Genomic DNA, 16,156 nt, shown 5'->3' with positions numbered 1-16,156 from the left:
CCGCCAACGGAGAGGGGCCAGGTAGCGCCGAGGCTCGGTTGTCAGGCGGCCAGGCCGAGATTCATTCGACGCAATGTAGGGCGTGGCGTGGCAGGACCAGTCGGAAACGGGATCCCCAGCCCAAACGAGACCGAGCCTCGATACGGTGCCCGAGCGTCCGGCAGGACTGAGCCACCAGCCATAGCCCAAGGCCTAGGCCGTCGCGTGACGCGTCGCCCTGCTCGAAGGCATCGAACATTTTGCTCTGAGTCTCCTTGTCGATGCCAGGGCCGGTATCGATCACGTCGATGGCGAAGGACGCGCCGACCTTGCGGCAGCCGACCACCACGCCGCCGGCGTCCGTGTGTTTGATCGCATTCCCAATCAGGTTGGACAGGATGGTCAGCAGCATCGTCGCGTTGCTCTGGACGAGGCAGTTGGGTCGCACGAAGCTGAGGCGCAGACCCTTTTCCCAGGCAACGGGGGCCCAATCGGCTTCGAGGCGATCGAAGATTGCCGCGAGCGCGAGGTCGCGCATCTCGATCGTCGCAGTGCGCGCATTGGCCGCAAGCGCAAGGTCTGTCAGCCCTTTGGTGAGGCGCAAGCCGGCGTCGCGCGCCGCGGTCAGCCAGAAGCGGGTCTGTTCCTCCCGGCACTCAGGGGCCATCTTCTCGATCGCGCCGAGCATGATCTGCAGCGGTTGCCGCAGGTCATGCCCTGCCGTCGCCATGTCGACTGCCTTACGATGCAAGGCGCTCTCGAGGATCGCGATCTGGTCGTGCAGAGCCGTCACATTTGTGGTGGGCATAGGATGTTCCCCCGGTCGGAAGCAGAACCTCGATTGGGTTTGATCCCTCGGCGTCGTTGAAAAGAGTTGCATGCCATCCCCCACGGGTCCGTCGATCTATGAGATGCCGGAAAGCACGCAAATTCACCATTCCAACACGTGGTCGCCTTCGGGCAACCCTTCGTAGCAAGCGCCCCCAACGAAAGTATTGGACGCCGGGAGAGGCCGTCGAAAGACTATTATCGCCTACCCCCCGAAAGGGTGCTGCCAGCATACCCCATTCGCGCTAGACGTGATTCCGGGGAAAATGTGACGGGGGAAGGATTCCGGTGGTCGCAGCCGCGCCACTTTATTCGTGCAGCTTGTGCTGTTTGCTCTTCGCAAGTCTGGCAACCGACGCTGCGATGGCGCAGTCGCTCGACCAGACGATACCGGTCGATCGCGCTAACTCCTCCGGCGACATCGTCGTAACCGGCGCCCGACAGGAGCAGAGAAGCTCCATCGACGTGAAGCGACGAGCGACAGTCGTTGCAGACGGCATCATCGATGACGAGATCGGCGCTCTCCCGGATAATTCGGTGGCCGATACGTTGGAGCGCATCCCGGGGGTTAGCGCCGACCGGTTCAAGGGCAATGCCAACGATCCGACCGTGCGGGGATTGGGACCAACACTCAACTTCATGACAATCAATGGGCGCGAGGCCTCTGCGGCAGGCATCGACCGATCCGTGAGCTTTCAGCAGTTCCCCTCCGAGCTGATCAGCGGTGTTATGGTCTACAAGACCCAGCAGGCGGATTTCCTGGAGGGTGGTATCGGCGGGGTGATCGACCTGCGCACCGCCCGGCCGCTCGACGCGAAGGGCTCGCGCCTGTCGGGCGAAGTGCTCGGCTCCTACTTCCCGAAAGATGACGACATTCGTGGCCGCAATGGCTTGGGGTACCGCGCCGACCTCACCTATCTCGACCAGTTCCACACGGGCCTTGGCGACATCGGCATCTCGATCGGCCTTCGTCGGCAGGATACTCCCGCGCCGGAGGATTATTACAACGGCAACGCGAACTTCGTGCCGTGTACGACTGCGGCCTCTAACGGGACGCTGGTCACCGGAACGCCCGCACAGCTCACGTCTTCGGGCGCGGGATCAAATTGCGCGAATGCGACCACACCGCGCACCGGTGTCGGGGAGAAGGTCGGGCAGGTCTATTATGCGACCCAGTCCCGGAGCTTTCGCGAGCAAAAGACGCGCGAGCTCAGGAATGCCGCCTTCGGAACCGTCGAGTGGCGACCTGCCTCAAATCTCGATATTGATGTCGATGCGCAATATTCGCGCCGCCAGTCTACCGAGAGCCGAAACGTCCTCCAGATCACCGAAGGCTTGCGCGGGATCTCGCCAATCCTTGTAGGCGACGGCGCGAACGGCTGGTCGAAAGGCGCACTCATTGCCTATTCGGGCAATTCCTTTCTGGAGGATCAGCTCGAACAGCGGCAGCGTGACGAGACCTACCTTGGTGTCGGCACGACGGTGCGATGGACGCCTGGACGCTGGACCGTCGAGGGCGATGCCAGTCTCTCGAAATCGCATCGCACCGAGACCCAGCGGCAGACCCGGATGCGCTCCAATGCCCGTGTGGGCTACACCCTCGACTATCTGGATAGCCCTTACGTCCCGGCGGTCAAGTTCAACAATTTCGATGTGAATGATCCGGCCAATTTCGCCAACCCGGGGGCGACCGCAGTCTATGCGCGCAATCGGTTAGTGACCGATCGTCACGACGACATTTATGCCGCGAGGCTCGATCTGGCCTATGCGCTCGACGGGTTCTTCCAGTTGATCAAGGTGGGCGGCAGATATTCCGAGCAGCGCCGTACGCTCGCGCAGAATGCCAACAACGATCTGAACACCCTCGTCCCTTCAGGCGGGCGGACGGTTGCCGACATCATCAGCGCTGCCAATCTCGCCTGCCGCACACCGTTTCCGTCATCGAGCTATTTCCCTTCGACCGGGACCAACCTCACAAGTTGGGCCACGTTCGACAACGACTGCCTCTTCAGCTCATTTGCCGGCAGTGACTCTGCGCTGCCTTTCCCGACCGGGCGGCGCGATCCGAGCGACATCGACGTCCGCGAGCGGATCACCGCCATCTATGCGATGACCAGCTTCGCCGGCACGGTCGCATCGACGCCGTTCAGCGGCAATATTGGGGTCCGCTATGTCGAGACATCGATTTCCTCGGTCGGCTACCGGCTACCCTTCGTGGTAACAATCGACACTGCCGCGGACAATTACACGGTCTCTGCCGACCCGACCGGCTCGGTCGCTACGCAGCGGCTTGGAAGCTCATATCGATATTGGTTGCCGAGCGCGAACCTCGCTATCGATCTGACGCCGAAAACGAAGCTGCGGCTCGCCGTCTACAGGGCCCTGGCGAGGTCGGGGATCGAATCCTTTGGGGCTGGGATCAATCTCAACCCCTCCGCTGGTTCTGGCGGCGCCGACAGCGTCACGTTCAACGCGACCAGCGGGAATCCGGGCCTGAAGCCGCTACGGGGTTGGAATGCCGACGCAAGCCTTGAACTCTATCTTACGCGCGACACCGTTCTTTCTGCTGCGGTCTATGGCAAATGGCTTCGCGGAACCGTTATCTCCGGGGTCGCCCCGATCCCTACGGTGATCAGCGTCAACACGATCGTCGACGGACGGTCTGCGGGGTTGCGCGACTATTCGGTGAATCTCATCGCGCCCGCCAACGATCAGGAGCTTCGGCACCTGTACGGCATTGAACTGTTCGGCTCGCATGCGCTGAGCTGGGCACCTGGCATCCTGAGCGGCCTGGGCGTGACGGGTTCCCTGAATATCGCCAAGGCGAACTTTCAATATCCAGACACTTCGGCGCTCGCGGCATATCTCGAGCCGGCAAATCTTCCGGGCCTTTCTCGCTACGTCGCGAGCGGCACGGTATATTGGGAGCGGGGAGGGGTTTCGCTGCGCGCGAACTACCGTTACCGTTCCTCTTATCTGAAGCCCAACGGCGGTACTAACCGAAGCGTTCAGGGAGCCGGATATCTCAACCTTTCCGCGCAGTATCAGCTGACGGAGAATGTGCGGCTCAAGCTGCAGGCGATGAACGTCACCGGGACCAAGGATGTCTTTGTCAAAGGAGGCAGTGATAGCATTGCGGAGGTTAGCGACAGCGGTCCGCAATATTATGCCGGGGTGCAATTTCGCTTCTAGGCGGCACTGGGCCACTACTGTTCTGGCCGTGTGGCTGCTGGGGTCTACGCCCCTTCCAGCGCATGCCGAACACGCGCCGGTTTGCCAGACAAGCATGGGATATTCGGGGGTCTTCGGCAAACGTCGAACCTTTTTGCTCAAGCCCGAAGCGCTCGCTCGATTGAAGACTGCGGTGACGCAGGACAGTCAGGTTGGGGCAGCCTATCGCGGCCTTCTCGTACGAGCGGATGAAGCCCTTGAGCGACCAGCGCCGAGCGTGGTTGACAAGGGAAACGTGCCGCCATCGGGCGACTTGCACGACTATATGAGCATCGCGCCCTATTGGTGGCCCGATCCTTCAGCCCCGGATGGCAAGCCCTATGTCCGTAAGGACGGGCGTGTGAACCCTGAGCGCACTACGGCAGACTATGACCTGTCTGCGCTCTCTCGCATGAGCGCAGACGTCGAGACCCTGGCGCGGCCTATTACTTCTCAGGAGATGGCCGCTACGCGCGGCATGCCGCATCGCTGCTGCGAACCTGGTTCGTCGATCCGCAGACACGGATGAAGCCCAATGTGGAATTTGGGCAGGCGGTCCTCGGTCGCGCGGATGGGCGGCCCGAGGGTATCATCGAAACGACCCGCCTGATGCCGGTGGTAGAGGCGATCGGCCTCATCGCGCCATCCGGCGAGATCGATTCCAGCATGCAAGGCGAGCTTGAGCGCTGGTTTGGGGCGTATGTCGACTGGCTGCTGACCAGCCCGCGCGGCAAGCGTGAGGGAGCGAAGGATAACAATCATGCGCTCTGGTACGATGCCCAGGTCATGCACTTCGCACTGTTTGCGCGGCAGCCAGACCGTGCGAAACGGATTGCGATCGCCTTTCCGAAGCGGAGGATGCAACAGCAGTTCACGCGTGATGGGGGGCTCCCGAAGGAACTCTCCCGCGAGCAGCCATTCCACTATTCGATTTTCGCGCTGCAAGCCGCTTTCGACGTGGCCGATCTGGCTAGATGCGTCGGTGTGTCGCTCTGGAGCAAACGGGTAAGCGGTCGCAGCATGCGGCGATCGACCGACTTCCTAGACATCGCGACACGGCAAGGGCAGCCCTGGCCCTACAAAGGCACCGCAACGCGGACCGACGAATTCGAAGAGCTGTTGCGGCGGGCCGGTGAGGCGTGGGGCGCGCGGTATGAAGTGACGCCCGAAGCGGAATTGCGCTATTTCCTCAAAGCCAAGGTCTGAGGGCAGGAGGCAGCGACGATCAGCCCACTGCTTGCAGCGGTATTGGATGCCAGTCGCGGAACAGCGCTGCAAGGTCAGCGACGATTGCTGCTTCTTCCCGCACCAGATCGATGCTTCGCAGGTGGAGCCGATCAGTGCTGCCATGGACGGTATAACCCGCAGAGAAGGGCGCATCGCCCAAGCCTGCGTGGTGGGGGTAGAGCATCAGCAATTCGGCGCAGTCATAGAGCTGGCCATAGGCCATCATCTGATAGACATCGGCTTGGCTCACGCCATGCTTTTTATCCTCCACTGCGGGCGACAATCGCTTCCATTTGGTATCAAGGATCGCGATTGGCGCGTTTGGGCGCCCATCGCGTACGATGATGTCCGGTCGGGTCCGGAACCGCTTGGCGCCGTATTTACCCTCCTCGACCAGGCAGAACAGACGGCCGCCTTGGGTTTCTACGGTCAGACCTGCTGACCGTAGGCTGCGTCGCAGCAAGGCGGCGATATAGGCTTCGAAGAGGTCGTTCATCGGAAACATCAGTGTGATGCCCTGTGCCGCTTTCGGATCGCGGTGGGTGGCTTGCCAATCGTGCTTGAGGAACAGCCGGGCGAGGCCGAACAATGCTTCCCAGCGTCGGTTGGTGCGGTCGATCCGCACCGATTGCCATGGCAGGGCGGCTGCACTGACATCGCTGACGTCGCCGAGGACGAACCGCAACTCGTCGAGCTTTCGCACAGTCTCGCTGGCACGCGCATGGCGCCGCAGAGCGATCACGCACGCCTTCATGACCTGCATCAGCGCGATGTCGCTGGTGAGGGCATCGAAGCGGCATGCGAGCCGATCGGGACGCACCGCATGGGCGGTGAACTGTCTCACGACGTTCAGGCGCCCGCGCAGCGTTGGCAGATCCTCTTCGTGCGCGAGATAGGCTCGGGGAAGACCACGCCGCGTCTCAGCGAGCAGCTTGTCGGCAAACAGGCGAATGAGGATGTCGAGGAGGCTTTCCGCCTGGCTCGCCATCACGGACGAAGCTCCATCCGAAATATTGAGACCAAGGGCTACATCCAGCATGCGTACCAGGCGCGATCGGACCGTTCGTCGCTCTTCTGCCGGTTCTGAGGCACCGGCATCGATCTTGGGAAGAATCTCGAGACTGCAGCCCGGTGCCGCAAGGACGCCCACCATTTGCCCAGCCGTCAGGTGTCGGTAATGATCGCGCAGTATCGCCGTGCCTTCATCGCCTCCGAGCGGATGAGTTCGGGCAGCTGCCATAAGGGCATTGGCCTGCGACCGCGTGAAACCAGCGCCCCCCGGCTGCTCCAGGATGGCCACGCGACCCCATTCGAAGACCGACAGATGGCTCATTCGGCGGATGTACCTGGCCGAATGCCGCGCAATCGTTCGAAGGCGTCATCGAGGAAGGCTTCTCGCACGAACCAGCTGTCGCGATCCTCTCCCTCGAGACCGGGAGGGGGCGCAATTTTGCGTGATCCGATAAACCCGTCGCCCAGGATCGCCTGGATGCGGCTCCAGTCGTCGAAGAAATACTCCTGTAGCAGCGGAATGACCTTGTCACGCATGACAAGCCGCACCGCATCGAGGGTTTTGCACCCCATGAAGAAGGCGTGGCCAATGCGATGCTCGCGGTCGAGGAGATACTCGATCCGGTCGTTGATGGTGTTGAGGACGGTGCGAAGATCAACGCCCTCGACGATTTCGAGGAGGTCTGGCAGCGGCGCCAGCTCCCGGAAGGTGAACCGGCGCCTCAGCGCGGTGTCGAGAAGCGCGATCGAGCGATCGGCGGTGTTCATGGTCCCGATGATGTGGAGGTTCGCCGGAACGCCGAAATCACGCTTCTTCGAATAGGGTAAGGTGAGGCTCAGCGCGTTGGTCATGCCGAGCCGCTTGTCCGGCTCGATCAGCGTGATGAGCTCGCCGAACACCTTGGAGATGTTCGCCCGGTTGATCTCGTCGATGATGAGTACGAACTGATCGGGCTCACCACCGTCGGCAGGCGAGGAGGCTGCTCCTTCGTCGTCGGCGATCAGGCGCGCGAGCGCTGCCAGGTTCACGCGGCTCTTCGCGACCGAGTACAGCGTGCGCTGCGTGAAATTGCCGTCGATGATCGTGTCGAGCGGCAACGGCTCCTTGAGCGTAAGGAGCCAGCGAACATCCCGCCGATGCGCGTAATAGCCCTCGGCTTCGGGGACATAGCGATAATCACCCGTGACCTCCGCGATCGCCCGAAATGCCGTATTGCCATAGGGGACGATGACGATGTCTCCGACCTTCATCTCCGAGCGAAATGGCCAGGTCTGTGTCCAGTTGCTCGGGGTCGGGTCGTCGGGCTTTTTGTCCTGCCATTCGGCCTTGATCGCTTCAAAGGACGAAAAGCGCTCCGGGCTCCAATCGATCGTTCCGCCCCAGCCGAGGGCGATGTAATTGTTCGCAAGAGCGGCGTCGTAGACATCGTCCTCGCTACCAATCGCGCCCTGGCCCATTTTCCAGAAGCGTCGGCCTTCAAGGTCGAGACCGCCTGTGGTCGTTGCCGATGTCGGGCGGGTACGAGATTGGTCGGCGAGGGCACAGATCTCTCGGAAGATGCCGGGCCGAGCCTCGAGATGGAAGCCACCCGACGCACCGTCCTCGTCTCCGGTTTCAGGCCGCAGCCCCTCGACGAAGCTCTCATAATCATAGTTCTGGTGGAAGGTGACGAACGCAATCCGCTTCTCGGCTTCCAACTCGCGGTAGCGCTCAAGCAGCGCCTCCCGACCAGAGGGCGTTTCGTCGAATGCCACGGTGCCGTCGCAAAGAGACACCGCTTCATAGGCTGTGCGGTATGTCTTGCCGGTGCCTGGCGGGCCGTAGAGGATCAGGTTCGTCGGCGACTGCTTCGGCCTGATCACACGCACATTCTCCGTCGTCAAAGAGTAGGTCAACTTGCGCGTCGTGCTCTGCTTGGGCCCTTCGGCCGCCGGAGGTGGCACCTTCGCAAGGTCAAGGAATAGGCGGCCCTCAAGGGCCTGGCAGATGTTGGGCCAAGCCATGTGAAGGCCCATTTCGTTGTTCAGCGCGCCAACGGTGATAGTGACGCTTGGCTGCGCGTCGGCGCGGGCAGGGATAATATAGTTGTCCAGCACGTACCGTCGAATGCGGTCGGCTTGGCTCTCGTCGTTGGCATCATCTTCGGCGTCGCCGGCGACCGCGTAATTGGGATCGCGCCCTTCGCGGAAATAGCCGTATTGCTTCAAGCCGGCGATCATGTTCGAGAGTTGGCCGTTGGGATCGTCCGCTTGCGGTACGACGGCGCGCACGATCGCCATATCCGGCTTTGGATCGTTCGCGAGCTCTGTCAGCTTCGCAAGCAACTCCTCCCATTTGCCGGCATCGAAGACTTCGTCGAGCGTGGTTTGAGAAAAGCCCAGGCCCTTCAGTCCGCGCTCGGCCCGCAGGCTACGACGAACCCGGGTGTTGATACCCTTCTTCGTGAGCGGTTCCCCCTTCCAGAGCCGCCTGCTCAACCAGTCCTTGAATTCCTGTTCCTTCATCGGTCCCCCAGACGATACGACGCTCCTAAGCCTAGTATCGCGGCTGCCTCCATTACTCGACAGGATTTCGGTTCACTTACGGGGCCGCGTCGACTTCTGCGACCAGCAGATCAAGATGCATCGGGCTTTCGCAAACTCTATGAGCCCAATCGTCAGGTCCAGCGGTCGCATCAAGATATGCGAAAATCCGACCGAGAAGCTCATCCTCAGGCCTTGCGGCATCGCGGGGTGTGCCGGTCAAGTCGAGGAGTTGCCGCAGTGTTGCAGAGCGCTCCGCGAAGATAGACCACGCATCTTTGTCGAGCTGCGCTTTGAAAAACAGGTCGTAGCACCAATAGGTCATCGCTCCCCGAGACCCGCGATGGGCGCAAAGAAACTGCGATGGCCACGCGCGTGCATCGGCTTCGGACCAGCCGGTGAACAGGTCGCCCTTTGGCCATTTCGGAAGGCGGTCGATTTCGCCGCTCTTCAGTTTTGGCCGGCGGCGGCTCGCCTCAGCCTTGTGTCCAGCCGCTGCGGCTTCCCGGACATCGTCGACGTCAGCCTCGCCCGACGAGAAGACGACACCGACGCCACGGTAGCGCAGAGGGTCCGAGGCGAGCCGTCCAAGAAGCGTGTCGGGCATCCTCGGCGACCGCGGGCCGCTGGGCGGGTGCCAGCGAGGACGCTTCGCCCAGGCGACACGTGCGGCTGTCAGAGCGTCGCGATCGAGGTCGTGCGCGCCCTCCCAGATCTCCTCGAACCACTTCTCAGCATTGATATATGCCTTGGTGCCCGCACGGTGAAACGTGCCGCACTCGATCAGCTTCGCCGGCTCGATAAAACCGATGCCGCGGTTCGACGCGTTGGCGGAGGTGACGACCATTCCTGCGCTCGACAGGTAGAGTTTCGCGTGCAGTCCTTCGACATGCTTGAGCTTCGGATTGCTCGGCGCGCCGAGCAACGCCAGTTCCTCGGGGTTGGTGCCGCCCATTGTCAGGTCGCAGATGATCCGGGCGCCAGATGCCCGCGCCTTGGTCTTGAAGAGCGCTTTGAGGGCTCCATCGCCCCAGAAGGCGACTGCGCACCGAACGTGGTTTCCCGCGACAATCGCATGAACAGCGTCATGCACTTGCTTGTGATCGAGAAACCGGCTCATCGCATCTCCACCTGCACCGCCCGAAAAGTCTAAAGGTCGATGAAGCCCCGGCGAACCGCAACCACGACAGCATGGGTTCGATCGGTCACGTCCAGCTTGGCGAAGATGTTCTTCAGGTGCCCCTTGATGGTGTCCTGGGCGAGATTGAGCTGCCAGGCGATCTGCTTGTTGGGGTGGCCTTCCGCGATCAGCCTGAGAATGCTGGCTTCGCGCTCGCTCAGACGCTCCTCCATGGCATGCATGGCGATCGCCTGGGCGACCTCTGCCGAGATTGCGCGCTCGCCCGCGTGAACCGCCCTGATCGTCTGCAGAAGGTCCTTCCGGATACAGCTTTTGAGCAGATAGCCCGAGGCACCCGCCTTCAGGGCCCGCATCGCCTGGCTGTCGCCGGGATATGTCGTCAGCACCACGATGGCCGCGCGCGGATCGATTTCCCTGATCTTCTCGATTGCCTCGATGCCGCCCATCTGCGGCATCTGAATATCCATCAGCGTGACGTCGGGCGAGAGGGATTGAAATTGCTCGATCGCACCGACGCCATCGATCGCCTCACCGACGACATCAAGATCCGGCTGCTTCCTGATCGTTGCGGTCAGCCCTTCCCTAAGCAGGGGATGATCATCCACCACCAATACCCGGATGGGCTGCTCAACGATTGGCGTCGGCTCAGTCAACGGCTTCCCCCCGACTGGCCCTGAATTGGAACCAGCGTCTCGGCGGTCGAGCATACGCGACCTTTGCAGGAATAGTGAGTATTAGTTCGGTTCCAGCACCGTTGGATGAGGACAAATCCAGATCTGCTTCAAGTCTACCGGCTCGCTCACGCATTCCTCGAAGCCCGTAGTGGCCGGCCCGGTAGCCCGCCTCGAGGATATCCTCCGGGATGCCGACGCCATCGTCCTTGAAGCTGACGGTGAGTTTTGTCTGCGAGAAGAGGATGCGGACATCGACCTGGCTGGCTTGAGCGTGGCGCCAGATATTGAAGATCGCCTCGTTTGCTATGCGTGCGATCTCATCGGCCGCGATCAGGTTGAGAGATACTGGCTCGCCGACAGTGGTGACGCGCACAGCCGTCGTCGATGGGAAGACCAGCCGCTGCACGATGTCGTCTAGCATGCGCCCGAGATCGTCACCGCTCTCCGTTATTCGGAGGTCCCGGACGCGGTTGCGTCCTTGCGAGAGGACCTCCTCGGCAAGGTCGATCGTATTCTCCAACGTCCTATGTACTGGAAGATCGGCTGGAATGTCGTCGACGGCGAGCTGGAACTTCAGGATGAGCGCCTGGATGCTCTGGAGGAGCGTGTCGTGGACTTCGCGGGCGACGCGCTCCCGTTCGGCCAAACGCTCGCTCAATCGCACGCGAAGCCGCTGCGCGATGGTGTGCAGGCGAAGCCTGTACAGCAGCCACAGTGAAAGTAGACCAATGACGATACAAAGCCCGATGAACTCTCTGGACTGAAGAAAGGTCGGGGGCACGGTGATCCGGAAGGACAAGCCCTTCCTGTTCCAGACGCCTTCGTTGTTCGCGGCGATGACGTCGAACGTGTAGGTACCCGGCGCGAGGTTGGTGTAGAATGCCTGCCGCCGCTGGCCCGGATCGATCCAGTCGCCGTCGAAGCCCTGCAGGCGGTACCGAAAGCGAACGCGGCTCGGAATGGCGAGACTGAGCGCGGTATATTGGATCGAGATGTTCCGCGTCCCGGCGGGCAGTCGGATATTGCCAGAGAGAGGATATAGGGTTCCGTCGGCGGTCACAGATCTGACCGCCAGGGACGGGACGATACGATTGCGTTCGAGCCGCGCGGGATCAATACGCAGGATCCCCTGCCGGGTCAGGAACCACAAACGGTCATCGCCACCCATCGCCATCTGGAGGCTCTGGGAGTTCTGGGTCCTGCTGGTGAAGCCATCCTGCTCATCGAACAGGTCGTGCTCGATCGGAGCCGCGGGCCTGTCAAAGGCGCGATCGAGGTCGGCGGTCGTGACCCGGGCGATGCCCTTGTTGTTGATCAGCCATGTGTCGCCGGCTTCAGTCTGGACGACGCCACGCACACCCCGCAGCCAGGGCTGGTCGGAAATCGATATGCGCTGGATGCGACGACCGTCCCATCTTGCAAGCCCGGTACCGCCGCCAACCAGAAGACCCTTCGCATTGCCGAACACCGAAGTGATCCCAGCGACGCCGAGATCCTCTGGCGACAGCTTGATCGTACGTGGGCCGTCATAAACGATGACGGACTTCCTGCTGAGCGACCCTACGACAGCGCCCCGCCAGTCAAAGAAGATGTCGAGTGGGGTGCGGCGAGAAGGAAGGTCGACCTGCCGCCAGCCATTGCCATCCCGATAAAGTAAATTGCCGGCCGGCCGTGCCAGCCAGAAGCGTCCTTCCCGATTTTCGCCGCAGCTTGAAACCGACTTCCCATCAGGCCACGAAACCTTGGCCGTGATACGGCCGTCCTCAATCCTCGATGCATGGCCTTTCTGAGCGACCCATATGCCCCCTCTCACGCGACAGAGCGCCTGAATGTCCTCGTTGAGGTCAAGCAGGAACCTGGGCTCCTCGTTGGGCACCGCGCGCCAGAGGCGGGACCCGTTCGCGAAGTACATGTCACCGCGATCATCGGCGACGAGCATAAAGCCTTCCGCAGCACCGCTGGTGAGGAGCGGAATGCGCTCGATATTGGATCGCCGAAACTGATCGAGCCCCATCTCGGTTGCCACCCAGATGTTGCCCTCGCGATCCTCGAGAAGGGCCACGGCCTCGTTTGAACTCAGGCCGTCGGGGCTGCGAAAATAGGCAGGAGCCTGAGCGGTGGATGCCGTAGGCCGATCGATGCGGAACACGCCATCAGTGTATGTCGATCCCCAAAGATCACCATGACGATCGAAGAGCAGGCTGATGCGGCGTGCCGTCCTGTCGGTGCCTTTCGGGGGGCTGTTCGCCGGTGCTTTTGCTCCCCGCAGAAAGTCGGGAAGGACCTTGGTTCCCAGCGCGTCTGAAAGCCAGATACGACCCGCCCGATCCTGCGCCAGGCCAGCCCCGTTCGTGATCATGAGGCGGGTTGCCTCGAAACGCTTTGATCCGTGGCGCAGGAAAAAGACCTGGGTCTGGGTTGCAAGCCAGACGGTTCCGTCGCGGGCAGGCAGCACAGCTGAGACGGCTTCGTCGTCTGGGACGCCCCATTGCGCGTTGATGCTCTGCCACTTTCCCTTCGCGTAGCGCTTGAGCGCTTTACGACCGCGACCCCCCACCACCCAGATGGCGCCATCAGTGTCTTCGACCAGCCCCGTCACTTCGCCGGGTGCGCCCGGCATGCCCCCGCGCTCAAGCTGGCCTCGGCGAAGAACCTCCACCCCAGCACCGCCTGCGTAACCAACCCAGAGTTCGCCGGCGCGGGTCACAAGCAAGGCGCTGACCGGGATCGATCCTGGTGGATGACCCTTGGCGACGGGAATTCGATCGAAACTCACGCCGTCGAAGCGAAAAAGCCCTTCATATGTCCCGAGCCATAGGAAGCCGTCTGGGGTCTGCGCCAGTGCCTGCACCATGCCTGGGACGCCATCCTTGCTCGTCCAGCTCGTATGCGTGAACTGTCCGGGGGTCTCGTCGCTATTCACCGCCAGAGCGGCGACGCTCAGCGTGGAGAGCAGGATCAGGACACACAAACGAAGGACGGCAGGCATGATTCCCAAGGGGGCAGGGTGAAGACGTGGATGCCCGGCATTAACACGCCGTTGGGCCACCGGCGAGCGACCCGAAAGGGTGGTTTCGCGAAAGCCGCATTTGGGAGGCACTTCGATCAATTCGGCAGGCGGCTCGTGTTCGCGCGGCAAGCGGCGCATCTCTTATCGGGCTGTGCCCTTCATCCGTCAGCCGACTGAAGCAGGACTTCCGCCGAGCAGAGGCGACCCTTCCCTAGTGGCCAGAACGTTCGCGCTAAGATCATACAATCCAATGCATGATCGCCTCGCCAATGTCGGCATCGACGAGACGGAGATCAGACATGGATGCAGTAACAACCAAATGCCCGATGGGAGGCGCGCCCAAGCCGTTGAAGACGTCGCGATCGCTGCTTGGGCGGACCAATCGCGACTGGTGGCCCAAGGCGCTGCCACTTAACATTCTGAGCCAGCATGGCGCTTCGCCCAGCCCATATCCTGCAGATTTCGAATATCGAAGGGCCTTTAACGCGCTCGACTATTCGGCCGTAAAAGCAGACTTGCACGCGCTGATGACCGACAGTCAGCCTTGGTGGCCGGCCGACTATGGGCACTATGGGCCCTTTTTCATTCGTATGGCCTGGCACTCTGCCGGGAGCTATCGCAGCGGCGATGGTCGCGGTGGCTCATCTTCGGGCTCCCAGCGTTTCGCGCCGCTCAACTCCTGGCCGGACAATGGCAACCTCGACAAGGCGCGGCGGCTGCTCTGGCCGATCAAGCAGAAATATGGGGCGAGTCTTAGCTGGGCCGACCTGTTCATCCTCACCGGCAACGTGGCGATCGAATCGATGGGTGGTCCGATCTTCGGCTTCGGCGGTGGTCGCGAAGACGTCTATGAGCCTTCGCTCGACATCTTCTGGGGCGAAGAAGCGAACTGGGTCGGTGACCCGGAGAATCTGACACGTATCGACGATGCCGACGGACGCACCCTCGAGAAGCCGCTAGCTGCGATCCAGATGGGCCTCATTTATGTGAATCCGGAAGGGCCAGGGAGCGTCCCGGATCCGGTAGGTTCGGCTCGCGACATTCGCGAGACCTTTGGCCGCATGGGCATGAACGACGAGGAGACTGTCGCGCTGACGGCCGGCGGCCATACCTTCGGGAAGTCGCATGGCGGCGGTGATGCTGCGACTGTCGGTGCAGCGCCGGAAGGGGCGGACATCGCCCAGATGGGGCTCGGCTGGATCTCCACGAACGGGACCGGGATGGGCGACGATGCGATCACCTCGGGGATCGAGGGATCGTGGACGCCAACGCCCACGACCTGGGACATGACCTATTTCGAGATGCTTCTCGACCATGAGTATGAGCTCGTTCGCAGTCCCGCCGGCGCGCATCAGTGGCAGCCTGTCGGCAATCCCGAAGAAACGCTGGCGCCCAAGGCGCACACGCCAGGCACGAAGGTGCCCACGATGATGACGACCGCCGACATGGCGCTGAAGGTCGATCCGGCTTACCGCACGATCCTGGAGCGCTACCGAGCGGATCCGGCACATTTCGCGGACGCGTTTGCGCGGGCCTGGTTCAAGCTCACCCATCGCGACATGGGGCCGAAGGCGCGGTATCTCGGGCCAGACGTCCCCAGTGAAGATCTCGTCTGGCAGGACCCGATCCCCAAGGCCGATTATGCATCGATCGATGCAGGCGATATCGCTTCGCTCAAGTCCGCCCTGATCTCGTCGGGTCTCTCGATCTCCGAGATGGTCAGCACCGCATGGGCTTCGGCCTCAACCTATCGTGGCTCCGATCGTCGCGGCGGCGGGAACGGGGCACGGATCCGCCTTTCGCCGCAGCGAAGCTGGGCGGTCAATCAGCCCCAACAGCTCGACTATGTGTTGGGCATCCTCGAGGGGCTCAAGGCGGACTTCGACGGCAGCGCCTCGGGCGGGAAGAAGGTCTCGATCGCGGACCTTATCGTGCTCGCCGGCTCTGTCGGGATCGAGCGGGCCGCCCAGGCTGCAGGAGTGCAGCTTGAAGTGCCGTTCACGCCGGGCCGGACGGATGCCAGCCAGGCCGAGACCGACGCGGCCAGCTTCGCGTTCCTCGAGCCGCGTGCCGACGGCTTCCGCAATTATCTGGAAACGCCTTTCGATGTCGCAGCCGAGGAGCTACTTGTCGATCGCGCCCAGTTGCTGGGGCTGACCGTCCCTGAAATGACGGTGCTTATCGCGGGGCTGCGCGTGCTTGGGGCGAATCACGGGGGATCATCGCTCGGCGTGCTGACCGATCGCCCGGGGCAGCTGACCAACGATTTCCTCGTCAATCTCCTCGACATGATGGTTGGTTGGAAGGCTGTCAGCGAAGACGATACCGAAACATTCGTTGGCTCCGATCGCGCGAGCGGAGCGCCGCGCTGGACGGCATCGCGCGTCGATCTGGTGTTCGGCTCCAACTCCCAGCTCCGTTCGGTCTGCGAGGTCTATGCCGGTGCGGATGCGAATGGGAAGTTCGTCGAGGACTTCGTTGCCGCGTGGACGAAGGTCATGAACGCCGATCGGTTCGATCTGCTGACGTGAGGCGAGGCGGGGAGGGCGCATG

The 16,156-nt window shown here is 62.0% G+C and carries 8 protein-coding genes and 1 pseudogene; 3 read left to right on the top strand and 6 right to left on the bottom strand.

The window, feature by feature from the left end; genetic code table 11:
- Nucleotides 1-61: 61 nt before the first annotated feature.
- The gene (locus M2337_RS12430) at nt 62-709 is read right to left on the bottom strand and encodes a sensor histidine kinase (RefSeq protein ID WP_264570496.1); all 648 of its coding nucleotides are present in this window, start codon (nt 707-709) and stop codon (nt 62-64) included.
- A 461-nt stretch (nt 710-1,170) separates the two neighbouring features.
- Between M2337_RS12430 and M2337_RS12425 the strand changes: the two genes are divergently transcribed.
- Together M2337_RS12425 and M2337_RS17315 are read left to right on the top strand one after the other, a co-directional pair.
- On the top strand, nt 1,171-3,999 hold the full coding sequence (locus M2337_RS12425) for a TonB-dependent receptor (protein WP_264570495.1): 2,829 nt from the start codon (nt 1,171-1,173) through the stop codon (nt 3,997-3,999).
- A pseudogene (locus M2337_RS17315) lies at nt 3,911-5,223 on the top strand (alginate lyase family protein). Before M2337_RS12425 ends, M2337_RS17315 begins: the two are co-directional and overlap by 89 nt.
- Before the next feature lie 19 nt (nt 5,224-5,242).
- Here the strand turns inward: M2337_RS17315 and M2337_RS12415 are convergent.
- The 5 genes from M2337_RS12415 to M2337_RS12395 form a co-directional block, all read right to left on the bottom strand.
- On the bottom strand, nt 5,243-6,577 hold the full coding sequence (locus M2337_RS12415) for an McrC family protein (protein WP_264570494.1): 1,335 nt from the start codon (nt 6,575-6,577) through the stop codon (nt 5,243-5,245).
- Nucleotides 6,574-8,760 carry an AAA family ATPase gene (locus M2337_RS12410; protein ID WP_264570493.1) on the bottom strand — a complete coding sequence of 729 codons (2,187 nt, stop codon included), beginning with the start codon at nt 8,758-8,760 and terminating at the stop codon, nt 6,574-6,576. Before M2337_RS12410 ends, M2337_RS12415 begins: the two co-directional genes overlap by 4 nt.
- 76 nt (nt 8,761-8,836) lie before the next feature.
- Nucleotides 8,837-9,898 carry a phospholipase D family protein gene (locus M2337_RS12405; RefSeq protein WP_264570492.1) on the bottom strand — a complete coding sequence of 354 codons (1,062 nt, stop codon included), beginning with the start codon at nt 9,896-9,898 and terminating at the stop codon, nt 8,837-8,839.
- 29 nt (nt 9,899-9,927) lie between these two features.
- Nucleotides 9,928-10,572, bottom strand: a complete 645-nt coding sequence (locus tag M2337_RS12400) for a response regulator (protein WP_264570491.1) — start codon at nt 10,570-10,572, stop codon at nt 9,928-9,930.
- Nucleotides 10,565-13,732, bottom strand: coding sequence for a sensor histidine kinase (locus M2337_RS12395; protein WP_264570490.1), 3,168 nt, complete (start codon nt 13,730-13,732; stop codon nt 10,565-10,567). Before M2337_RS12395 ends, M2337_RS12400 begins: the two co-directional genes overlap by 8 nt.
- Before the next feature lie 170 nt (nt 13,733-13,902).
- Here M2337_RS12395 and katG point away from each other — a divergent pair, with 170 nt between their 5' ends.
- Nucleotides 13,903-16,134: a catalase/peroxidase HPI gene (katG, locus tag M2337_RS12390; RefSeq protein ID WP_264570489.1), complete on the top strand. Its 2,232-nt coding sequence runs from the start codon at nt 13,903-13,905 to the stop codon at nt 16,132-16,134.
- The last annotated feature ends 22 nt before the right edge of the window (nt 16,135-16,156 follow it).

This window comes from Sphingobium sp. B2D3A, from assembly GCF_025961795.1.
Taxonomy (GTDB): Bacteria; Pseudomonadota; Alphaproteobacteria; order Sphingomonadales; family Sphingomonadaceae; genus Sphingobium.
This window is presented reverse-complemented; position numbering and strand designations above follow the sequence as displayed.

Excerpts from the sequence above, each read along its gene's own strand:
- M2337_RS12430 (WP_264570496.1), bottom strand. The coding sequence starts at position 709 with ATGGCGACGGCAGGGCATGACCTGCGGCAACCGCTGCAGATCATGCTC.
- M2337_RS12425 (WP_264570495.1), top strand. The coding sequence starts at position 1,171 with ATGGCGCAGTCGCTCGACCAGACGATACCGGTCGATCGCGCTAACTCC.
- M2337_RS12415 (WP_264570494.1), bottom strand. The coding sequence starts at position 6,577 with ATGAGCCATCTGTCGGTCTTCGAATGGGGTCGCGTGGCCATCCTGGAG.
- M2337_RS12410 (WP_264570493.1), bottom strand. The coding sequence starts at position 8,760 with ATGAAGGAACAGGAATTCAAGGACTGGTTGAGCAGGCGGCTCTGGAAG.
- M2337_RS12405 (WP_264570492.1), bottom strand. The coding sequence starts at position 9,898 with ATGAGCCGGTTTCTCGATCACAAGCAAGTGCATGACGCTGTTCATGCG.
- katG (WP_264570489.1), top strand. The coding sequence starts at position 13,903 with ATGGATGCAGTAACAACCAAATGCCCGATGGGAGGCGCGCCCAAGCCG.